Origin of the sequence: Streptomyces sp. NBC_00247 (assembly GCF_036188265.1) — a bacterium.
Classification (GTDB): Bacteria; Actinomycetota; Actinomycetes; order Streptomycetales; family Streptomycetaceae; genus Streptomyces.
Window position 1 is genome coordinate 903,740 of record NZ_CP108093.1, and the last position, 21,449, is coordinate 925,188.

Below are 21,449 nucleotides of genomic sequence, written 5' to 3' on the forward strand. Positions count from 1 at the left end.
GACCCGTGCTGACGCGCGGGAACGCGGGGCCTTTGGCAGTCTGGGCGAATGAGTGTGTGGCAGCTCGTCGCCGTGGGCCTGGTGATGCTGCTCGGGCTGGTCGGAGTCCTGGTCCCCGGTGTACCGGGCCAGGCGATCGTCTGGGCCGCCGTGCTGTGGTGGGCCCTGACCGACGTGTCGCCGCTCGCTTGGGTCGTGCTGATCGGGTCGACGGCCGTCCTGCTGCTGAACCAGGCGCTGAAGCCGTTGCTGCCGCCCCGCCGTCCGAGGGAGTCGGGGACGCCGCGCCGGACCCTGCTCATCGGCGGGCTGTCCGCCATCGGGGGGTTCTTCGTGCTGCCGGTGGTGGGCGGGGCCCTCGGTTACGTCGGCGGTGTCTACGGCGTCGAGCGGTTGCGGCTGGGGTCCCGGAACGCCGGTTGGGCCTCGGTCAGGTCGGTGCTGCGGGCGACGGGTTACGCGCTGCTGGTGGAGCTGTACGCGTGTCTGCTGGTGGCCGGGGCGTGGCTGGGCGCGGTCGTCCTGGGCTGAACCGGCCCCGGACCGCCCGCGCCCGCGCGCACCGGTTCACTCGCGGCGCCAGCCCTCCGCCTCGACGGTGTCGGTGTCTCCGGCGGCGAGCCTGCCGAACAGCCGGAGCACGTCCTCGGTGGTGGCCTGCTCGATCACGCCGGGGACGAGCGTGTCGTCCTCCACGTTCTCCCAGAGCAGCAGCCCTCCCGCGTAGGCGGTCAGCGACCAGCCGGAGTCGTGGGTGAGCGAGATGTCCGGGTTCTCGCGGTCCGTCTCGCCGAGGGAGGCCACCGCCGCCTTCACGGCGTCGGCGTCGGGCTCCTCGACCGGAGTGCCCGTGATGTCGTACATGAAGTAGGTCATGCCACTCATTAGCTCATCACGTCCGCCGGACCGGGGCACCGGCCCGGCGGACGTGAGGGGTGATCCCCGAGGGACAGCCCTTACCTGCTCCGCCCCCGCTTGGCTTCCATGGCGGACCGGCCTTCCGCTCCTCTGCGCTTCCACTCGCGCAGCATCTCGGTACGGACGCGGGCGTCGGTCTTGGCGACGATCCGCTGGTTCTCGCGCAGGAGCTTGCGGTAGCTGTCGAGCCGCCGGACGGAGAGAGACCCGTCCTCGATGGCGGCGGCCACCGCGCAACCGGGTTCGGAAGCGTGGGCGCAGTCGTGGAAGCGGCAGTCTCCGGCCAGCTCCTCGATCTCCGAGAAGACCTGGCCGACGCCCGCCTCCGCGTCCCAGAGTCCGACCCCGCGCAGCCCGGGGGTGTCGATGAGCACGCCACCGTTCGGCAGGATCAGCAGATTCCGGGTCGTGGTGGTGTGACGGCCCTTCCCGTCGACGTCACGCGTGGCCGTCACCTCCATCACGTCCTCGCCGAGCAGGGTGTTGGCCAGCGTCGACTTGCCCGCGCCGGAGATGCCGATGAGGACGCTCGTACCGCTGGAGACGAGGGCGGTGAAGACGTCGAGGCCCTCGCCGGCGTGCGCGCTGACGGTGAGGACCTGCGCGCCGGGGGCGACGGCGGCGACGTCCTCGGTGAGGTGTGCGAGTGTCGCCGCGTCCGGCACCAGGTCCGCCTTGGTGAGGACGACCACCGTCTCGGGCTGTCCGCCGCCATCGGCCGCACCGCCCAGCAGGGCGTCGCCGCCGGAACTGGAGTGGGCGAGCGCGAGGAAGCGTTCGAGCCGCCCGAGGTCGAGTTCGACCGCGAGGGAGACGCAGATGACGATGTGGTCGATGTTGGTGGCGAGCACCTGTCCCTCGGAACGCTGCGAGGAGGTCGACCGTACGAAGGCCGTACGCCGCGGCAGCAGCGTACGGACGAACAGCGGGTCACCGTCGGGATCGACGGCCACCCAGTCGCCGGTGCAGACGATCCGCATCGGGTCACGGGGCACGACGAACGCGGTGTCCGCCCGCAGAGTGCCGGAGGGAGTGATCACGTCGCACTGGCCCCGGTCCACCCGCACCACGCGACCGGGCAGGAGACCCTGCGCGGCGTACGGGGCGAAGGCGGCGGCCCAGTCGTCGTCCCAGCCGTAGGGCGTGAGGGGATGCGACGGGGACGGGAGGCCGGAGAGAGCGGTGAGAGAGGGGAAAGACAAGGGGAAACCCTTCACAGGGTGGCCCCGGCAGCGCGTCGCGCTCAGCGAAGTGAAGGTCAGCCGGTGGCCACAGGGGGGAGAACAGTGCTCGTCCGATTGCGGGCAGCGCCCGTCGCCATGACAGTCATCAATGTCCTCACCTCCTGGTTCCTCGGCGGTGGTCGTCCGCCGGCTCTCCGTCCCGTGCGCTGTCGCAGGGGAACGGTGTCCACCCTAGCCAGCCGCCCCGGTGGCCGCCAACGGATTTTCCGGGAGCCCCCGTACACGGCCGGCCGCGGCTCTGCGGGCTTCTGTGGTCACACGTCGGCATTACCAGCAGATCTCCCTCTTTCAGGTGATAAGCGTGCACAACACCCGGTCCGCCACGGTTAGGGTGCCGAGCATGACCTCACCCCAGACGTCCATCCACCCCTACTCCCCTGCCCAGTTGGGCTCCCAGATCGTGATCGGCTGGAGCGGCCGGCATCCCGAGGGCGGGCCCGATGTCGCCTTCCTCCTGACCTACTCCCTCGGGGACGGGCAGGACGGCCCGGTGGCGGGCCAGGCCGCCATGCGGACGGCACTCGACCGCGCCGGCCTCCAGGTCGGCGGCGGAGTCGTCGACACGGCGGAGAAGTCCGGCGTCCAGGTCAAACTCCTCGTCCAGTCCGGGCAGGCGGTCCTGACGCTTCCTCATTTCACGGCGCAGTACCCGGCGCCCGCCGAGTGGCTGGCCGCCGCCAGGGACCGGGGCCAGGTGTACGGCATGTTCGCGACCCGTCCGTGGCCCGAGGCGGTGCCCGGCCGGCCGGTGTCCGAGGACCAGCTGCGGGCGTTCGCCGCGAACCCCGACATCGTCGCCACCTCGGCCCACTGCATGATGCCGGTGCGCGCGCTCGGCTGACCCGGCCCCGCCTCCCCACGAAAACGACGATGTCCACCATCCCCGTGGGGTGGTGGACATCATCATGAGCGGTGCCTCACCCGCGGGTGCGGGCGGCGGCGGGGAGATTCCCGCCGACCGCCCGCCCGCGCGCGGGTCAGTTGTTGCCGGCGCCGTTGCCCGAGAGGACCGGGATGTCGTCCAGGACGTGCGACAGCGGCTCGTCGCCCTTCGCCTGCGTGGAGTTGTCCGCGCACTGCTGGTTCTGCGGGTTGGCCAGGACGTTGACGTCCTGGACCGTGATCGGGATGAGCCCGATCAGCGAGCCCACGTTGGCCTTGACCGGAACACCGAGGCACAGGTCGTTCAGCGTGCCCTGGATGAGCTGGTTCTGGGGGCTGAAGGCACCGTTGGTCTCGCTGTTGCCGACCTCCGACTCGGCACCGTTCCCGTTGACCGTCGTGGTGCCGCCGTCGTTGCCGATCGCCAGGGCCATCGGGGCCGCGGCGACGGACAGACCGATCAGGGACACGGCCATTGCCGCGCCGGTCATCATCTTCTTCATCACGCTTCACCTTTCGGAGCGTTCCGTTGTGGAACGTATTGATCAACCCTCTGCGGAAGATTCGGTTGCGCAGTACCACTCAAATGGGTTTGATCTGGCGTGAAATAGACGCCAATGGCTTACCTTCCAGGCGTTTTATGATGATTTCGAGCCGCCGGTACCCGGTAGCCCGCGACCGCGGCGACGGGGTCCGTCGGTCCGGGAAGACGTTTCGCCGCCTGCCACTCGGCCAACAGCCGGTCGAAGATGGGGGTGTCGCTCTCCGCGGGCCGCTGCCCGTGCGGCGGATTCTGACTGTCGTACTGGTCCATGGAGGACCCCTACCCGCACCCGGCCGTCGCGGGAGCCCACGCTGCGGCATCCGGCCCAACAGCCGTACCGACAGCGGTATCGGCGCGACATCGTCGCGGGGGCCCGGACACGACGAAGGGCCTGTCCCGTCCCACGGCCGAAGGATCGGTCGTACGACGGAACAGGCCCCGCGCGTAATCCAGCGCCGGTGAACGGGACAGCCGTGGGTGCGGGACGCGCGTCCTCGCGGCGTCACGGCCGCACCCGCGGGTGTCAGCTGTTGCCGGTGCCGTTGCCCGAGAGGATCGGGATGCCGTCCAGGATGTGCGACAGCGCCTCGTCGCCCTTCGCCTGGGTGGAGTTCTCCGTGCACTGCTGGTTCTGCGGCGAGGACAGCACGTTGATGTCCTGGACCGTGATCGGAACCAGTCCGATGAGCGAACCGAGGTTGGCCTTGGCCGGCAGGGCGATGCAGGGCTTGTTCAGCGAGCCCTGGATGAGCGCGAACTGCGGGCTCCAGTCGCCGTGGGTGGCGGAGTTGCCGTAGGACTGCACGGCGCCGTTGCCGTTGACGGACGTGGTGCCGCCGTCGTTGCCGATGGCCATCGCGGAGGGCGCGAAGGCGGCGGAGACGCCGACGACGGAGGCCGCGACGGCAGCGGAGGCCATAATCTTCTTGAACATGGAAATGCCCTTCTTGAAATGTCTACGAGCCCGCCTGTCCGGAGCGACCTGATCAACTCTCGGGTGCGGGATTGGTTGCGGCGGTTCACTCAAATGGTGTTTCGGCCGCGGAAGTCGGCGCTCGGCGCGGACCGGTCCGACGCATCGGCGCTTTCCGCGGGCGGGCCCTGCGGAAAGCCGTGGACGGGCTGAGCGATCGTTCGTCAGCCGCCGAGCGAAAGCCCGCCGAGGAGCGGCGTCGCGCCCTTGGCGGCGCTCTTCGCCTCACCGGCGAGCCTGCCGACGGTGCCGTCCTTCTTCATGGTCTCCGTCGCCCCTTCCACCGTGCCGCCGAGCGCGTCGACAACCTGCGGAGTGTTGTCCATGACCTGGTTCAGGCCGGTGTCGAGACTGAAGACGGGGGCCGTGGAGGTTTCCGCTGCGGCTTCCGCGACGGCGAACGCGGGGGCGGCCGTTCCGAGGGCGACCACCGAACCGGCAAGGAACGCGGCAGTCTTCGCGTACTTCACTTTCAGCTTCCCTTCCGGAGCGGCAGCCGTGTCGGCCCTTCAGGGCGACCGCACACAAGCCTTCCGTGGCTGTGACTCCTGCCGCTCGCACCAGGACAACGAGTCCGGGACGGCCCCGGAAACTGCGTGCGGGGGGAAATTTTCCGGACTTCCCGGCCCCCGAACAAACCGCTGCCCGGGGCCGGCGGAGCGTTCTGGGTAAAAGCGAAGGCCCCGGGTCACCGAGGCGATCCGGGGCCGACCATGGATGAGCTCGGCTCACCCGGGCCTTTTTCAGGCGTTGACGCAGGTGTTGCCGAAGGCCGGGTTCAGCAGGCCGATCACGTTGATCGTGTTGCCGCAGAGGTTGATCGGAATGTGGACCGGGACCTGGATGACGTTCCCGGAGATGACGCCCGGGGAACCGGCGGCGACGCCCTCGGCACCGGCGTCGGCCATGGCGGGGGCAGCGGCACCCAGCGCCATCAGAGTTCCGGCGGCGACAGCGGCAACCTTGGTGTACTTCATTTTCATCCCTTTCTCGCGGCGGAGCCCGAGGCGGTCACGTATTTCGTGCCGCACGAGCGTTCCGAAGATCGCTCGCAACTCCGACGCTTTCCTTCATAACGAGGAGTGGGCGGAATCGAAACTCCCTCAAGGAGATTTTCCGGAAATCCACCCGCATGGTGTGATGATCCGACGGCCACCAGTGTCGCGACAGGCACGCGGCACGGGCGGGCCGCCGCGCACTGCCGAAGAACGGCAGCGGACGGGCCCGGGCCGCACGGGGAGGAAGGCCGTCGGCCCGGGCCCTCCGACGTGCGTCGATCAGTTGTTGCCGATGCCGTTGCCGGAGAGGATCGGGATGTCGTCCAGGATGTGCGACAGCGCCTCGTCGCCCTTCGCCTGGGTCGAGTTCTCCGTGCACTGCTGGTTCTGCGGGGAGGACAGCACGTTGACGTCCTGGACCGAGATCGGGATGGCCCCGATGAGCGAACCGAGGTTGGCCTTGAGCGGCAGACCCACGCAGGGCTTGTTGAGCGATCCCTGGACCAGGCCGAACTGCGGGCTCCAGTCGCCGTTCGTCTCGGCGTTGCCGTACGACTGAGTGGCTCCGTTGCCGTTGACCGAAGTGGTGCCGCCGTCGTTGCCGATGGCCATGGCCTGCGTGGCCCCGAGACCGAGGATGGATGCGGCGACGGCACCCGTCGCCAGAACCTTCTTGATCACGATTAACCCTTCTCGTACTCGTTGCCCCGTGGAGGGGAACGGCCTGATCAACTCGCTGCCCGCCGTTTGGTTCTCCGCGTTCACCCGATTGCCCGGCAGCCCCTTCGCCCACCTGGCGAAACGCGGAAATTCTTGCCCGTCCGAGTGGGCGTCCGACCGCACGTACGAGACTTCTGCGGGCCCACCGGAGCCTCCCGCAACCCCTCTCGGACGCCCGCCGGGCCGCAGACCGTGAACCGTCCCGAACCCTCCCGCATTCCATTCGCGGCGGACAAATCACACCAATTGCGACCACATTCAGCGCACAAAACTACGCTCCAGAGGGCCCATTCCCACCAGGGGCACAGGAGGCGGACTCTTCGCCGAACAGGCGGAGACCAAAGGGTAGTTGAGGCAACCATCTTTCGGACAGCGCGTCATTTCGCGCATTCACGAGTAATCCGTACGAGTGATTGAGATCTTTCCGGAACTTTCCGAGTTTCCATCACGGGCCCGCTTCGTTAGGGCTGTTATCCAGCGCGCACGTGGGACGTCTGTCCGCCAAGGTCTCCGGCCCCGGTCGCACAGTGACAACCGCCCAGTCATTCCTCGAGCGGGTCCGGTCATACGGAAAATTTCCAAGGAAGAGCAGGAAATGCGACAGGTTCTGAAGAAAAGCACGTTGCTCATCGCCGCCGCCTCGGGGCTCCTCTCCGTCGCCGGTGGGCAGGCGTTCGCCGATGCCGACGCGTCCGGCGCGGCAGTCGGCTCCCCGGGGGTGGGCTCCGGAAACGTGGCCCAGGTCCCCGTCCACGTCCCGGTCAATCTCTGCGGCAACACGGTGAACGTCATCGCGCTGCTCAACCCGGCGTTCGGCAACACCTGCGCCAACACGAGCACGCCCGACGTCCCGCCGGTCCAGCCCCCGGTCCAGCCGCCGGTCGAGCCGCCGGTGGAACCCCCGGTCGAGCCCCCGGTCCAGCCGCCGGTGGAACCCCCGGTCCAGCCGCCGGTGGAACCCCCGGTCGAGCCCCCGGTCGAGCCGCCGGTCCAGCCGCCGGTGGAACCCCCGGTCGAGCCGCCGGTCCAGCCCCCGGTCCAGCCCCCGGTCGACGTCCCGCCCATCGACGAGCCGCCCGTCGACGAACCGCCGGTCGACACCCCCGTGGCGCCGGCTCCGCCGGAGCTGGCCGAGACCGGTGCGGCCGAGACCGGTCTGGCCGCGGGTACGAGCGCCGCGATGCTGCTCGGCGGGGTGCTGCTGATGCGCCGCGCCCGGGACGCGCGCAACTGAGGTACGTCGGACCGTGCGGCCCGGCCCGGGAGCGAGCGCTTCCCGGCCGGGCCTTCCGCTGTTCCGGGAGCCCAGTCCCGGGAGAGCGTGGTGCGTCGACGCCCGCGCCTCACCCGCGGCTTCCCACCAGTGGCCGTGCCCGCTCGGGGTGGTGACACCCCTTCCGGTATCGCCGTCTGACGGTGCGCCCCGTCAGACGGCGACCCGCTCGAAGATCGCGGCGAGGCCCTGCCCGCCGCCGACGCACATGGTCTCCAGGCCGTAGCGGGCGCCGGTGCGGTGCATCTCCCGGCTGAGGGTGGCCAGGATGCGGGCGCCGGTGGCGCCGACGGGGTGACCGAGGGAGATGCCCGAGCCGTTGACGTTGATCCGTTGCTCGTGGTCCTTCTCGCCGAGGCCCAACTCGTGGGTGCAGGCGAGGACCTGGGCGGCGAACGCCTCGTTGATCTCGATGAGGTCGAGGTCGGCGAGGGTGAGTCCGGCGCGCTCCAGCGCCGTCCGGGTGGCGGGAACCGGACCGATGCCCATGGTGGCGGCGGGAACACCGGCACGCGCGAAGGAGACCAGCCTCACCAGCGGTGTCAGGCCCAGGCGTTCGGCAGTGGCGGCGCTGGTGACGAGGCAGGCGGCGGCCGCGTCGTTCTGGCCGCTGGCGTTGCCGGCGGTGACCGTCGCGCCGGGGTCGGCCTTCCCCAGCACCGGGCGCAGGGAGGCCAGTTGTTCGGCGGTGGTGTCGGGGCGGGGGTGCTCGTCGGCCGTGACGGTCCGCTCACCCTCGCGGGTCCGGACCGTGACGGGGACGATTTCCGCGCCGTAGCGGCCCTCGGCTGCGGCGCGGGCGGCGCGGTGCTGGGAGCGCAGAGCGAGCGCGTCCTGGTCCTCTCGGCTGATTCCGTACGTCCTGCGCAGGTTCTCGGCCGTCTCGATCATGCCGCCGGGGACGGGGTGGTGGAGGCCGCCGGCGGTGGCCCGGCCGCGTGCGAGGGAGTCGTGGAGCTGGAGGCCGGGGCCCTTGATGCCCCAGCGGCCGTCGTGGGTGTAGTAGGGGGCGGCGCTCATGACGTCGACTCCGCCCGCGATCACGACCTCGCTGAAGCCGGCGCGGATCTGCATCGCCGCGTCCAGGACGGCCTGGAGACCCGAGCCGCAGCGCCGGTCGATCTGTGTGCCCGTGACGGTGGCGGGCAGCCCCGCGTCGAGCGCGGCGACCCGGCCGACGGCGGGCGCCTCGGCGCTCGGGTAGGAGTGGCCGAGGACGACTTCGTCGATCCGCTCCGGGTCGATGCCGGTGCGCGCGACCAGTTCGGAGATGACGCGCGCGGCGAGCGCGGCGGGGGTCGACCGCGCGAAGGAGCCGCCGAAACGGCCGATCGGGGTGCGCAGCGGTTCGCAGACGACGACGTCGAGCGGGTCCATCACGGTGGGGCCTCTCTCTGCGGGTACGGAATCACGGCCGGGGCGGCGTACGCGGGTATGGCGGCGGTACGTGCCCGGGGCCTCGCGGTGCGCGGGTACCGGCGGGCGCGCGGCGTCCCTCGGGCGGCGGTCCCGGCGTTCCGTTCCCCACGACCCTCGCACCCGGCGGCCGAGTCGGTCCAATACCGAATGGGCCCTGATTGAGGACGATCGGCGTACTAATCGGTCGTGGCCGGTCGTACGGGCGGTGTGGGCAGCGCCTGCGCGGCCACGGCGAGCACCGCCCGCAGGGCGGCCGAGGGGTTGTCCTCCCGCCAGGCGAGTGCGGTGTGGCGGCGTACGGGCGGGCCCGCGAGGGGGCGGTGGACGAGCCCGTTCTGCTGGATGTGCCCGCAGGAACTGACGGTCAGGGTCACGCCCACCCCGGCCGCGACCAGCGCCATGATCGTGTACGAGTCGGGGGCCTCCTGCACCACGTGCGGGGCGAACCCGTGGGCCGCGCAGGCCTGTTCCATCGCGTCCCGGACGGTGGAGCCCGCGTCGGCCGGGAAGGAGACGAAGGGCTCGTCGGCGAGCGCGCCGAGCGGCACGGCGGGCAGGCCCGCGAGCGGGTGGTCGCAGGGGAGCGCGCAGATGAGTTCCTCCTCGCCGATCACCCGGTGGGCGACGCCCGGCCTGCTCACCGGCAGCCGTACGAACCCGAGGTCGAGCGAGCCGTCGGCGACCCGGGCCAGGGCCACGTTCGCGTAGGTCTGACCGGTCATGACCAGTTCGAGGCCGGGGTGGGCGGCGCGGACGGCCCGGGTGAGCTTCGGCAGGGTCTCGTGGGAGGAAGCCCCCGCGAAGCCGATGGTGACTCTGCCGTACTCGCCCCGCCCGGCCGCCCGGGCGACACCGACGGCGGTGTCCAGTCCGGCCAGGACCCGGCGCACCGGTTCGAGGAAGGACTCCCCCGCACCGGTCAGCCGTACGGAACGGGTACTGCGCTCGAAGAGCTGGACGCCGAGTTCCTTCTCAAGACCGCGGATCTGCCGGCTGAGAGGCGGCTGGGCCATCCGGAGCCGTCGGGCGGCGCGGCCGAAGTGCAGCTCCTCGGCCACTGCGACGAAGCCCCTCAGATGGCGCAGTTCCATGGATTCCCCCGTCCGGAGCGGACCGGCCGGCGGTCGGGTACGGGACGGCCCGGACCACGGTCCGGACCCGAGGGTAACGCCGTGGCCGTGGCGGGCGGCACGCGCGGTAGAGGTCGCCGCGGCCGTGACGGATCCTGCGGAACGCCTGCGGTCGGGCGGATGGCCCCCGGACTACTTCGGCGCCCCGGGCCGCCAGGTGGAGCCGCCGACCGTGCCCTCGGCGGAATCCTTCGGCTCCCGGGGCTCCTTGTCGTCCCGGTGCGCCTTACTCTCCCTGGCGTCCCGCGACTCCTTGTCCCAGGCCGCGTGCAGCCGGGACCTCAGGTCCTCCGGGGGCAGGAAGCGGGACCATCGTTCCGGGTACTCGGAGGGCATGTCGCCGCCCTCGTCGAGGCCGTCCTCGTCGTCGTCGTACACCGCCCAGGCCGAGGGCCGGGTCCGGGCCACGAATTCGGCGGCCTGGGCGGCGCGGGCGAGGTCGTTGGCCTCGCGGGCCTCGGCCGTGGCCAGGGACGGCCACACCCGGTCGATGGCCGCGTTCACCGCGGCGCCGACGAGCACCGCGAAGGCGGAGACGCCGATCCACAGGAGCACGGCGATGGGGGCCGCCAGGGAGCCGTAGATCGTCGGGCCCTCGACGGTGCTGGTCAGGTAGAAGCGCAGGACGAAGCTGCCGATCACCCACATCCCCAGGGCCACCAGGGCCCCTGGGACGTCCTCCATCCACGGCGACCGCACGGGGACGGACACGTGGTAGAGGGTCGTCAGGAAGGCGATGGTCAGCAGGATGACCAGGGGCCAGTACAGGACGGCCAGGACCTCGGTGCCCCAGGGGACCAGGTCGACCACCCGGTCCGGGCCGGCCACCAGCAGCGGCAGCACCACCGCCCCCAGCAGCAGGGCGACGACGTACAGGAGGAAGGCGAGCAGGCGGGTCTTGACGATGCCGCGCTGGCCGTCGAGTCCGTACATGACGGTGATGGTCTCGACGAAGACGTTCACCGCGCGGGAGCCCGACCACAGGGCGATGGCGAAGCCGATGGAGATGACGTCGGGGCGGGCCCCGTTGGTGATGTCGTCCAGGAGCGGCTTGGCGAAGTCGTTGACACCGCGCTCGGACAGGACGGTCTGCGCGGCGTCGAGGATGTTCCGCTCGATGGAGGCGACCGTGGTGGTCGAGGTCCAGTCGTCGACGTACCCGAGGAGGCCGATCAGGCCGAGCAACAGGGGCGGCAAGGACAGCAGGGTGAAGAACGCCGCCTCGGCCGCGAGCCCGAGGATCCGGTACTCCATGCACGAGTTGACGGTGTCCTTGAGCAGATGCCACGCCATCTGCCGCTTGGAGACGTTGCGGTAGAGAACTCGGGCGCGGTGGAGCCGGCTCGATCTCCGCTCGGGTGTTTCATTTGCTGCCTGCACGTCCTTACCGTATCGGCATGGCAGCCACCACCCACACAGTGACCAATCAGGTACCGCCGCTGGTCGGCTACGACGTCTTCGGCGCGGACCGCGCCCTGTCCGAAGCGGTGGAACGACATCTCGCGCCCGGAATCCTGCTCCAGGCACGGCAGGAGCTGAGCACTCTCGGACAGGCGGCCGGATCGGCCCAGGCTCAGGAGTGGGGGGCGCAGGCGAACGAGAATCCACCGAAACTACGCACTCACGACCGATACGGACACCGGATCGACGAGGTCGAATTTCACCCGGCCTGGCACCGGCTGCTGGGCCACGCCGTGTCCGCCGGCCTCACCGACGCCTGGGGCAGGGAGGGCGGCCACGTGCGGCGGGCGGCGGGCTTCCTGGTCTGGACGCAGGCCGAGGCGGGGCACGGCTGCCCGCTGTCGATGACGCACGCGGCGGTGCCCGCGCTCCGTACCGACCCGGCGCTCGCCGCCGTGTGGGAGCCGCTGCTGACCTCGCACGTGTACGAGGAGGGGCTGCGGCCCGCCGCGGAGAAGTCCGGGGTCCTGTTCGGCATGGGGATGACCGAGAAGCAGGGGGGTACGGACGTCCGCTCCAACACGACCGGGGCCGAGCCGCTGGCCGCCGACGGCGAGTACCTGCTCACCGGGCACAAGTGGTTCTGCTCCGCGCCGATGTCGGACGGCTTCCTGGTGCTGGCTCAGGCGCCGGGCGGTCTGACCTGTTTCCTGGTGCCGCGGGTACTGCCGGACGGCACCCGGAACGTGTTCGCGATCCAGCGGCTCAAGGACAAGCTGGGCAACAGGTCCAACGCGTCGAGCGAGGTCGAGTTCGACGGGACGTGGGCCCGCCGGGTCGGCGAGGAGGGCCGGGGGGTGCGCACCATCATCGAGATGGTCGCGGCCACCCGCCTGGACTGCGTCGTCGGTTCCGCCGCGCTGATGCGGCAGGCGGTGGCGCAGGCGATCCACCACAGCACCCGTCGGAGCGCTTTCGGCGGGCTGCTGATCGAGAAGCCGCTGATGCGCAACGTGCTGGCCGACCTCGCGCTGGAGTCGGAGGCGGCGACGGTGCTGGGGATGCGGCTGGCCGCGGCGTACGACGCCGACACCGAGGAGGAACGGGCTTTCCTGCGGCTCGCCGTGCCGGCCGCGAAGTACTGGGTGACCAAGCGGTGCACCGCGGTGGTGGGCGAGGCGCTGGAGTGCCTGGGCGGCAACGGGTACGTCGAGGAGTCCGGCATGCCCCGGCTGCTGCGGGAGGCGCCGCTCAACTCCATCTGGGAGGGCTCCGGCAATGTGCAGGCTCTCGACGTGCTGCGCGCCCTCCAGCGGGAACCGAGGGCGCTGGACGCGCTGCTGCGGGAGGTCGGAAAGGCGCGGGGAGCCGATCACCGGCTGGACGGGGCGATCAAGGACCTGCTGACCGAACTGGCCGATCTGGACGGCGTGGAGGCGCGGGCCCGGCGGATCGTCGAGCGGATGGCACTGGTGCTCCAGGGGTCGCTGCTGGTGCGCTGGGCGCCGCCGGAGGTCGCCGACGCGTTCTGCGCCTCGCGGCTGGGCGGCGACTGGGGATCGGCGTTCGGAACGCTGCCGCACACCCTCGACCTGGCGTCCGTCGTCGCCCGGGCACGGCCGACCGGTCTCTGACGGGTGTGGTGCCGGGCGGCCGGCGGGCCGGGCACAGCGAAGGAGGGTGGTGCTGCGCCGACACGGCACCACCCTCCACGCCGGTGCTGCACCGGGCGGCGCCGGCGTGAAGCCGCACCGAACGGTGTGGACACATTCTCACCCTTCGCCCGAGGCTTGGCCAGAGTTGCAAAGGGTTGCAAGCGGGGCGGGTGTGGGGGACGCGCGGGTCCCCGTCGGCGAGCAGGATGAGTACCTTGGGACCTGGATCGGGGGCCGAGGCACCTTTTGTGGGGGGAAACTCGTGAAACCAGCGATGGAGTCAGGCCCTGCCCGAACCGCCCCGCCGGCTTCCGGGCCGGCACCCGTCGACGCGGTGCACGCGCTGCGCCGGGCCCGCGAGGCACGGCTGTCGGGCCGGCGCGCGGCCGCGCCCCGGGCGGAGATCGATGCCTCCTGGTCCCGGGTGCTGCGCAGCGGGGTGGACCCGGAGCGGGCGCCGGACGGGCCACTGATGGAGGCCGAGGAGATCGAACACCAGCGGCGTGCCACGGCGCTCGGCGCGGTGATGCCGTTGCTGCGCGAGGGGCTGGCGGCCTTCGCGGACGGCACGAGGCAGATCATGGTGGTCAGCGACGCGCAGGGGCGCGTGCTGTGGCGGCAGGGCGACCGTTCCGTGATGCGGCGGGCGGAGGGCATCCTGCTGGAGGAGGGCGCCACGTGGACCGAGCCGGTGAGAGGGACGAACGCGATCGGCACGGCGCTGGTCGCGCGTACCCCCGTTCGGGTGCACTCCGCGGAGCACTTCGTGAACGCCCTGCAGAGCTGGACGTGCGCGGCGGCGCCGGTGCGCGACCCGCGTGACGGGCGCCTGATCGGCATCGTCGACATCAGCGGTCCGGAGTCCACCTTCCACCCGGCGACGCTGGCCCTGGTGGACTCGGTGGCCAAGCTCGCCGAGAGCGAGATACGCAATCGTCATCTGGCGACGATCGAGCGGCTGCGGTCGGTGGCCGCGCCGATTCTCTGCCGGATCGGTGGCCGGGCCCTCGCCGTGGACACCCACGGCCGGCTGGCGGCGGTGGCCGGGATGCCGCCGGTGGACCGGCTGCCGCTGCCCAAGTCGCTCGCCCCTGGCCGGGTGTGGTTCCCGTCGCTGGGGATGTGCCGGGTGGAGCCGCTGCCCGGAGGCTGGCTGGTCCAGGTGCTGGACGGGGCGTCCACGAACGCCTCGGACGGGCCGCCGCGCCGGGTGGTGCTGGACCTGGGGCGGGCCGGGCAGCCGGTGGTGCACGTGGCGGGGCCGGTGGGGACCTGGACGCAGCGGCTCTCGCCCCGGCATGCGGAGATGCTGTACGCACTGGCCCTGCGCAAGGAGGGGTGTACGGCCTCCGAGCTGGCGCGGGACATCTTCGGCGACGGAACCCGCACGGTGACGGTGCGCGCCGAGATCTCCCGGATGCGCCGTCACCTCGCGGAGGTGCTGGCCCACCGCCCGTACCGCTTCCGGGAGGGGGTCGACGTGGAGGTCGTCCACCCGGACGAACCGGCCGATCTGCTGCCGCACTCGACCGCGCCGGTGGTGGTGCGGGCCAGGGCCTCGGCGGGGAGCTCCTGAGGGCGCCGCCGCGGGAGTCCCCGGTGTCGTCCGGGTCCTCGCCGCGTCCGGGGACCCGCCTCCCCGGTCCGGCGGCGGTCGTGGTTCGCTGACGCCCATGAACAGCCCCGATCGCCCCACAGCCCCCATGCCTCCCACCGCTCCCACCGCTCCCATGGTCGACGTGATCACCTGGTCCCTGGAGCAGACCTCCCCCAGCGATCTCGCGTCCGCGAAGGCGCCGGACGACGACGTGCGGATCGTCCGGGCCGAGGTGCCGTCGCCGGAGTTCAGCCGTTTCCTCTATACGGCGGTCGGCGGGGACGTCCGGTGGACGGACCGGCTCGGCCTGACGTACGCGCAGTGGCAGGAGATCGTGGACCGGCCGGGGGCCGAGACGTGGGTGGCGTACGTCGACGGGACGCCGGCCGGGTACGTCGAGCTGGACCCGCAGGCCGACGGCGTCGTGGAGATCATGTACTTCGGGCTCGTCCCGGCCTTCCGGGGGCGCCGGATCGGTGGCCATCTGCTCAGCCGGGGAACCGAGCGCGCCTGGGATCTCGCCGGGCGGTGGCCCGGCCGGCAGGCGACCCGACGGGTATGGGTGCACACCTGCTCGCTGGACGGCCCGCACGCCCTGGCCAACTACGAGCGCCGGGGGTACCGGCTCTTCGACACCACGGTCGGGCCGGAGCCGGAGGTGGCGGCACCCGGGCCGTGGCCGGGGGCGTTCCCGGCCTGAGCGTTCCCGGCCTGAGCGTTCCCGGCATGAGCGTTCCCGGCGTGAGCGGGCCGGGTGGACCGCCGCTGAGCTGGGTGTCCAGCAGCTGAACCCCCGTCTGGCGGATGATCCGCGAGCACCTTTGGGACATAGCGGGACCGATGCGGACCCAACGGAGACGCGCCCGGGTGACGCAATCCACATCGTCTCACTGTGCGAGACGATCTCGTCCGGATGATGGATAGGTATGGACTGTCCAGAGATGCGCGTGACACGCTTCCGTCATGCCTGGAACTGGAATTGCCTTGGTGAGTCGACGCCACGTCGACCTCTGCCGCATGTCCAGCGCCATCTGTCCGGCGGGCTGAGAGTCCCAGCACCGCCGCGCTCCCCCTCCTCTGCAAGCCCCGTCGCACCACCGCGTCCACGCGAGTGCGCAGCTCAGAGCCGCCCGCCCGCAGTCCCGAAGGACGTATTGTCATGGCCGCTACCCCTGAACAGCCTGCGACCACCACGCCTCGCCGCAAGGCCGGACGCCACCGCGGCGAGGGCCAGTGGGCGATGGGGCATTACACCCCCCTCAACGGGAACGAGCAGTTCAAGAAGGACGACGACGCTCTCAACGTGCGGGCACGCATCGAGAACATCTACTCCAAGCGCGGCTTCGACTCGATCGACCCGAACGACCTTCGCGGACGCATGCGTTGGTGGGGCCTCTACACCCAGCGCAAGCCCGGGATCGACGGCGGCAAGACCGCCGTGCTGGAGCCGGAGGAGCTGGACGACCGCTTCTTCATGCTCCGGGTACGCATCGACGGCGGCCGGCTGACCTCCGCCCAGCTGCGGGTGATCGGTGAGATCTCCCAGCAGTACGCCCGCGGCACCGCGGACATCACCGACCGGCAGAACATCCAGCTGCACTGGATCGCCATCGAGGACGTCCCGGCCATCTGGGAGAAGTTGGAGGCCGTCGGGCTCTCCACCACCGAGGCCTGCGGCGACTGCCCCCGCGTGATCATCGGTTCGCCGGTGGCGGGCATCGCGGCGGACGAGATCATCGACGGCACGCCGGCGGTGGACGAGATCCACGAGCGGTACATCGGCAGCAAGGAATTCTCCAACCTGCCGCGGAAGTTCAAGACCGCGATCTCCGGTTCACCGGTACAGGACGTGGTCCACGAGATCAACGACATCGCCTTCGTCGGCGTCGAACACCCCGAGCACGGTGCCGGGTTCGACGTCTGGGTCGGCGGCGGGCTCTCCACCAACCCGCGCTTCGCCGAACGGCTCGGCGCCTGGGTGCCGTTGGACGAGGTGCCCGACGTGTGGGCCGGGGTCGTCGGGATCTTCCGCGACTACGGCTACCGCCGTCTGCGCACCCGCGCCCGGCTGAAGTTCCTGATGGCCGACTGGGGTCCCGCCAAGTTCCGCCAGGTGCTGGAGGACGAGTACCTGAAGCGTCCGCTGCTCGACGGCCCCGCCCCCGCGCAGCCCACCTCCCGCTGGCGCGACCACATCGGCGTGCACCGGCAGAACGACGGCAACTTCTACGTCGGCTTCGCCCCGCGCGTCGGCCGGGTGGACGGTTCGACGCTCACCAAGATCGCGGATCTCGCCGCCGCGCACGGTTCCGACCGGCTGCGCACCACCGTCGAGCAGAAGATGATCGTCCTGGACGTGGCGCCCGACCAGGTGGACTCGCTGGTCGAAGGGCTGGAGGCACTGGACTTCCAGGTGCGGCCCTCGTCCTTCCGACGCGGCACGATGGCCTGCACCGGCATCGAGTTCTGCAAGCTGGCGATCGTCGAGACGAAGGCGCGCGGCGCCTCGCTCATCGACGAACTGGAGCGCCGCCTGCCGGAGTTCGACGAGCCGCTCACCATCAACATCAACGGGTGCCCCAACGCCTGTGCCCGTATCCAGACCGCGGACATCGGTCTCAAGGGGCAGCTGATGCTGGACGGCGAGGGCAACCAGGTCGAGGGCTATCAGGTGCACCTGGGCGGCGCGCTCGGCCTGGAGGCCGGCTTCGGCCGCAAGGTCCGTGGCCTGAAGGTCACTTCGGCCGAGTTGCCGGACTACGTCGAGCGGGTACTGGGCCGCTACCAGGAGGAGCGCGAAGAGGGCGAGCGCTTCGCCACCTGGGCGGCGCGGGCCACCGCGGAGTCGCTGTCATGAGCGAGCGAGCCGCGCCGTTCTACTGCCCCTACTGCGGCGACGAGGATCTGCGCCCGCACGAGACCGGGCACGGCGCCTGGGAATGTGCGTCCTGCAACCGTGCGTTCCAGCTGAAGTTCCTGGGCTTGCTGACCCAGGGACTGCTGCGCAACGACGTTGAGGGGAAGCGGACATGACGGACACGCTGCGGGCCGACGGGCTCACCGACGCCGAGCTGGAGGAACTGGCCGAGCGGGCGGGCCGGGAACTGGAGGACGCCTCGGCGCTCGACATTCTGACCTGGGCGGCGGACACCTTCGGCGAGCGGTTCTGCGTCACCTCCTCGATGGAGGACGCGGTGGTGGCCCACCTCGCGTCCCGGGCCAGGCCCGGCGTGGACGTGGTCTTCCTCGACACCGGCTACCACTTCCCCGAGACCATCGGGACGCGGGACGCGGTGGAAGCGGTGATGGACGTGAAGGTCATCACCCTGACGCCTCGCCGGTCGGTGGCCGAGCAGGACGCCGAGCACGGACCAAAACTGCACGATCGCGACCCCGACCTGTGCTGCGCGCTGCGCAAGGTGAAGCCGCTCGAAGAGGGGCTGACCGCGTACGGCGCCTGGGCGACCGGGCTGCGGCGCGACGAGTCCCCGACCCGGGCCAACACCCCGGTGGTCGGCTGGGACGCCAAGCGCCGCAAGGTGAAGGTGTCGCCGATCGCCCGCTGGACGCAGGACGACGTGGACGCCTACGTGCTGGAACACGGGGTGCTCACCAACCCGTTGCTGATGGACGGTTACACCTCCGTCGGCTGCGCGCCCTGCACCCGCCGGGTGCTGGAGGGCGAGGACGCGCGCGCCGGCCGCTGGGCGGGGCGGGGCAAGACCGAGTGCGGACTGCACGGCTGATGACGACTGATCAGGAGATATCGATGAGCGTGACGGGGACGGGAGCCACCGTCTGGCTGACCGGTCTGCCGAGCGCGGGCAAGACCACCATCGCGTACGAACTCGCGGGCCGCCTGAAGAGCGACGGCCACCGGGTGGAGGTCCTCGACGGGGACGAGATCCGGGAGTTCCTCTCCGCGGGCCTCGGCTTCTCCCGCGAGGACCGCCACACGAACGTGCAGCGGATCGGCTTCGTCGCCGAACTGCTCGCGGCGAACGGCGTGAAGGTGCTGGTTCCGGTGATCGCTCCGTACGCGGACAGCCGTGACGCGGTCCGTAAGCGGCACCACTCCGAAGGCACCCCTTTCCTGGAGGTGCACGTGGCCACGCCCGTCGAGGTGTGCTCCGTACGTGACGTGAAGGGGCTGTACGCCAAGCAGGCAGCGGGCGAGATCAGCGGCCTCACCGGGGTCGACGACCCCTACGAGGCACCCGAATCACCCGACCTGCGCATCGAGTCGCACCAGCAGACCGTGCAGGAGTCCGCAACCGCGCTCCACGCGCTGCTCACCGAGAGGGGCCTGGCGTGACGTCCGTCGCCACCGTGCCGGAAGGCACCGTCAACCCGTACGCGCTCAGCCACCTGGACTCGCTGGAGTCGGAGGCGGTGCACATCTTCCGTGAGGTGGCGGGGGAGTTCGAGCGGCCGGTGATCCTCTTCTCCGGCGGCAAGGACTCCATCGTGATGCTCCACCTCGCGCTGAAGGCCTTCGCCCCCGCACCGATCCCCTTCACGCTCCTGCACGTCGACACCGGACACAACTTCCCCGAGGTCCTCGACTACCGCGACCGCACCGTCGCCGCCCACGGACTGCGCCTGCACATCGCCTCCGTCCAGGACTACATCGACGCCGGCACCCTGCGCGAACGCCCCGACGGCACCCGCAACCCCCTCCAGACCGTCCCCCTCACCGAAGCCATCCAGCACCACCGCTTCGACGCCGTCTTCGGCGGCGGACGCCGCGACGAGGAGAAGGCCCGCGCCAAAGAACGCGTCTTCTCCCTCCGCGACGAGTTCTCCCAGTGGGACCCCCGCCGCCAGCGCCCCGAACTCTGGCAGCTCTACAACGGCCGCCACGCCCCCGGCGAACACGTCCGCGTCTTCCCGATCTCCAACTGGACCGAACTCGACGTCTGGCAGTACATCCAGCGCGAACACATCCAGCTCCCCGAGATCTACTTCGCCCACCACCGCGAGGTCTTCGACCGCGGCGGCATGTGGCTCACCGCCGGCGACTGGGGCGGCCCCAAGGACACCGAACCCACCCAGACCCGCCTCGTGCGCTACCGCACGGTCGGCGACATGTCCTGCACCGGAGCCGTCGACTCCGACGCCACCACCCTCGACGCCGTCATCACCGAGATCGCCGCCTCCCGCCTCACCGAACGCGGCGCCACCCGCGCCGACGACAAGATGAGCGAAGCCGCGATGGAAGACCGCAAGCGCGAGGGGTACTTCTAAATGACCACCACCACACAGCCGTTGAACGAAACACTGGCCGAGACCACACTGCTGCGCTTCGCCACCGCCGGCTCCGTCGACGACGGCAAGTCCACCCTCGTCGGCCGCCTGCTCCACGACTCCAAGTCGGTCCTCACCGACCAGCTGGAAGCCGTCGAGCACGCCTCCCGCAACCGCGGCCAGGACACCCCCGACCTCGCGCTCCTCACCGACGGCCTGCGCGCCGAGCGCGAGCAGGGCATCACCATCGACGTCGCCTACCGCTACTTCGCCACCCCCCGGCGCCGGTTCATCCTCGCCGACACCCCCGGCCACGTGCAGTACACCCGCAACATGGTCACCGGCGCCTCCACCGCCGAACTCGCCGTCGTCCTCGTCGACGCCCGCAACGGCGTCGTCGAACAGACCCGCCGCCACGCCGCCGTCGCCGCCCTCCTGCGCGTCCCCCACGTCGTCCTCGCCGTCAACAAGATGGACCTCGTCGACTACCAGGAGCCGGTGTTCGCCGCGATAGCCAAGGAGTTCACCGCGTACGCGGCCTCCCTCGGCGTCCCGGAGATCACCGCGATCCCCATCTCCGCACTGGCCGGGGACAACGTCGTGGACCCGTCCGCGCACATGGACTGGTACGGCGGCCCGACGGTCCTGGAGCACCTGGAGACCGTCCCGGTCAGCCACGACCTCACGGCGTGCCCGGCGCGCTTCCCGGTGCAGTACGTGATCCGGCCGCAGACCGCGGAGCACCCGGACTACCGGGGCTACGCGGGCCAGATCGCCTCCGGTGTGCTGCGGGTCGGCGAGCCCGTCACCGTACTGCCCTCGGGTCGTACGACGACGGTCGCGGGCATCGACGCGCTGGGCGAGAGCGTGGACGCCGCGTGGGCCCCGCAGTCGGTGACCGTACGGCTCACGGACGACGTGGACGTCTCGCGCGGCGACCTGATCGCGCCGAGCGGCAGCCTCCCGGCCTCGACGCAGGACGTCGAGGCGACCGTCTGCCACGTCGCCGACCAGCCGCTCTCGGTCGGCCAGCGGGTGCTGCTGAAGCACACCACCCGCACGGTCAAGGCGATCGTGAAGGACATCCCCTCGCGGCTGACCCTCGACGACCTCTCCCAGCACCCCGCCCCGGGGCAGCTGGTCGCCAACGACATCGGGCGGGTGGTGGTCCGTACCGCCGAACCGCTCGCGCTCGACGCGTACGCCGACTCCCGGCGTACCGGCTCGTTCCTGTTGATCGACCCCGCGGACGGTACGACCCTCTCGGCCGGCATGGCGGGCGCCTCGTTCGCCGCTGCCGTCCGGGGCGGGTCCGCACCCGAAGCGGCCGAAGACGACGCCGAATGGGACTTCTGATGAGAACCGACTTCTTCTCCTCCTTCGCGAAAGAGGGCGGCCGGGTGGGCAGCGGTGCCCTCGGCAGCGGCCAGGGCGGAGTGGCGCGATGT

At 71.0% G+C, this 21,449-nt stretch carries 23 protein-coding genes; 13 read left to right on the forward strand and 10 right to left on the reverse strand.

Translation table 11 applies throughout. From position 1 onward, the window contains the following. Window positions 1-48 precede the first annotated feature (48 nt). On the forward strand, window positions 49-531 hold the full coding sequence (locus OHT52_RS03580; RefSeq protein WP_328718649.1) for a DUF456 domain-containing protein: 483 nt from the start codon (window positions 49-51) through the stop codon (window positions 529-531). Between the two features lie 36 nt (window positions 532-567). Here OHT52_RS03580 and OHT52_RS03585 read toward each other — a convergent pair whose 3' ends face one another. Both OHT52_RS03585 and rsgA read right to left on the reverse strand, forming a co-directional pair. Next, on the reverse strand, window positions 568-876 hold the full coding sequence (locus OHT52_RS03585) for a hypothetical protein (protein ID WP_328718650.1): 309 nt from the start codon (window positions 874-876) through the stop codon (window positions 568-570). Between the two features lie 80 nt (window positions 877-956). Beyond that, entirely contained in the window at window positions 957-2,120 is a 1,164-nt protein-coding gene (gene rsgA, locus OHT52_RS03590) for a ribosome small subunit-dependent GTPase A (protein WP_328718651.1), read from the reverse strand. 382 nt (window positions 2,121-2,502) lie between these two features. Between rsgA and OHT52_RS03595 the strand changes: the two genes are divergently transcribed. Next, entirely contained in the window at window positions 2,503-3,003 is a 501-nt protein-coding gene (locus OHT52_RS03595) for a DUF5949 family protein (protein WP_328718652.1), read from the forward strand. A 136-nt stretch (window positions 3,004-3,139) separates the two neighbouring features. Here the strand turns inward: OHT52_RS03595 and OHT52_RS03600 are convergent, their stop codons facing one another. The 5 genes from OHT52_RS03600 to OHT52_RS03625 all read right to left on the reverse strand — a co-directional run bounded on the left by OHT52_RS03600 (window position 3,140) and on the right by OHT52_RS03625 (window position 6,240). After that, window positions 3,140-3,547: a rodlin gene (locus OHT52_RS03600; protein WP_323180461.1), complete on the reverse strand. Its 408-nt coding sequence runs from the start codon at window positions 3,545-3,547 to the stop codon at window positions 3,140-3,142. A gap of 564 nt (window positions 3,548-4,111) precedes the next feature. Next, window positions 4,112-4,522, reverse strand: a complete 411-nt coding sequence (locus OHT52_RS03610; RefSeq protein WP_328718654.1) for a rodlin — start codon at window positions 4,520-4,522, stop codon at window positions 4,112-4,114. Between the two features lie 203 nt (window positions 4,523-4,725). Next, window positions 4,726-5,031 (reverse strand): hypothetical protein, encoded by a 306-nt coding sequence (locus tag OHT52_RS03615; RefSeq protein WP_328718656.1) that lies wholly within the window; start codon window positions 5,029-5,031, stop codon window positions 4,726-4,728. 273 nt (window positions 5,032-5,304) lie between these two features. Further along, window positions 5,305-5,538, reverse strand: coding sequence for a chaplin (locus tag OHT52_RS03620; RefSeq protein WP_328718657.1), 234 nt, complete (start codon window positions 5,536-5,538; stop codon window positions 5,305-5,307). Window positions 5,539-5,838: 300 nt separating this feature from the next. Then, window positions 5,839-6,240, reverse strand: coding sequence for a rodlin (locus OHT52_RS03625; RefSeq protein ID WP_328718658.1), 402 nt, complete (start codon window positions 6,238-6,240; stop codon window positions 5,839-5,841). A gap of 634 nt (window positions 6,241-6,874) precedes the next feature. Between OHT52_RS03625 and OHT52_RS03630 the strand changes: the two genes are divergently transcribed. Further along, a complete protein-coding gene (locus OHT52_RS03630) occupies window positions 6,875-7,513 on the forward strand; it encodes a chaplin (RefSeq protein WP_328718659.1) in 639 nt (212 codons plus the stop codon). A 192-nt stretch (window positions 7,514-7,705) separates the two neighbouring features. Here OHT52_RS03630 and OHT52_RS03635 read toward each other — a convergent pair whose 3' ends face one another. From OHT52_RS03635 to OHT52_RS03645, 3 genes are all read right to left on the reverse strand, one after another. Continuing rightward, the gene (locus OHT52_RS03635; RefSeq protein WP_328718660.1) at window positions 7,706-8,929 is read right to left on the reverse strand and encodes an acetyl-CoA C-acetyltransferase; all 1,224 of its coding nucleotides are present in this window, start codon (window positions 8,927-8,929) and stop codon (window positions 7,706-7,708) included. A gap of 218 nt (window positions 8,930-9,147) precedes the next feature. After that, complete coding sequence (locus OHT52_RS03640; RefSeq protein ID WP_328718661.1) at window positions 9,148-10,062, reverse strand: LysR substrate-binding domain-containing protein; 915 nt, start codon at window positions 10,060-10,062, stop codon at window positions 9,148-9,150. Window positions 10,063-10,233: 171 nt separating this feature from the next. Beyond that, a complete protein-coding gene (locus OHT52_RS03645; protein WP_328718662.1) occupies window positions 10,234-11,481 on the reverse strand; it encodes a YihY/virulence factor BrkB family protein in 1,248 nt (415 codons plus the stop codon). Between the two features lie 17 nt (window positions 11,482-11,498). On the opposite strand from OHT52_RS03645, the gene OHT52_RS03650 reads away from it, so the two are divergent. From OHT52_RS03650 to OHT52_RS03695, 10 genes are all read left to right on the forward strand, one after another. Continuing rightward, the gene (locus OHT52_RS03650) at window positions 11,499-13,136 is read left to right on the forward strand and encodes an acyl-CoA dehydrogenase family protein (protein WP_328718663.1); all 1,638 of its coding nucleotides are present in this window, start codon (window positions 11,499-11,501) and stop codon (window positions 13,134-13,136) included. A gap of 295 nt (window positions 13,137-13,431) precedes the next feature. After that, window positions 13,432-14,733: a GAF domain-containing protein gene (locus OHT52_RS03655; protein ID WP_328718664.1), complete on the forward strand. Its 1,302-nt coding sequence runs from the start codon at window positions 13,432-13,434 to the stop codon at window positions 14,731-14,733. A 127-nt stretch (window positions 14,734-14,860) separates the two neighbouring features. Continuing rightward, complete coding sequence (locus OHT52_RS03660) at window positions 14,861-15,454, forward strand: GNAT family N-acetyltransferase (protein ID WP_328723603.1); 594 nt, start codon at window positions 14,861-14,863, stop codon at window positions 15,452-15,454. 263 nt (window positions 15,455-15,717) lie between these two features. Then, window positions 15,718-15,801: a putative leader peptide gene (locus tag OHT52_RS03665; protein WP_328723604.1), complete on the forward strand. Its 84-nt coding sequence runs from the start codon at window positions 15,718-15,720 to the stop codon at window positions 15,799-15,801. A gap of 112 nt (window positions 15,802-15,913) precedes the next feature. Next, entirely contained in the window at window positions 15,914-17,611 is a 1,698-nt protein-coding gene (locus tag OHT52_RS03670) for a nitrite/sulfite reductase (RefSeq protein ID WP_328718665.1), read from the forward strand. Beyond that, window positions 17,608-17,787, forward strand: coding sequence for a hypothetical protein (locus OHT52_RS03675; RefSeq protein ID WP_328718666.1), 180 nt, complete (start codon window positions 17,608-17,610; stop codon window positions 17,785-17,787). The genes OHT52_RS03670 and OHT52_RS03675 overlap by 4 nt, the downstream gene beginning before the upstream one ends. Continuing rightward, window positions 17,784-18,500, forward strand: coding sequence for a phosphoadenylyl-sulfate reductase (locus OHT52_RS03680; protein WP_328718667.1), 717 nt, complete (start codon window positions 17,784-17,786; stop codon window positions 18,498-18,500). Before OHT52_RS03675 ends, OHT52_RS03680 begins: the two co-directional genes overlap by 4 nt. Beyond that, window positions 18,500-19,069, forward strand: coding sequence for an adenylyl-sulfate kinase (cysC, locus tag OHT52_RS03685; protein WP_328718668.1), 570 nt, complete (start codon window positions 18,500-18,502; stop codon window positions 19,067-19,069). The genes OHT52_RS03680 and cysC overlap by 1 nt, the downstream gene beginning before the upstream one ends. Further along, window positions 19,066-20,001, forward strand: a complete 936-nt coding sequence (gene cysD, locus OHT52_RS03690) for a sulfate adenylyltransferase subunit CysD (protein ID WP_328718669.1) — start codon at window positions 19,066-19,068, stop codon at window positions 19,999-20,001. Before cysC ends, cysD begins: the two co-directional genes overlap by 4 nt. Beyond that, window positions 20,002-21,357, forward strand: coding sequence for a sulfate adenylyltransferase subunit 1 (locus OHT52_RS03695; RefSeq protein WP_328718670.1), 1,356 nt, complete (start codon window positions 20,002-20,004; stop codon window positions 21,355-21,357). The last annotated feature ends 92 nt before the right edge of the window (window positions 21,358-21,449 follow it).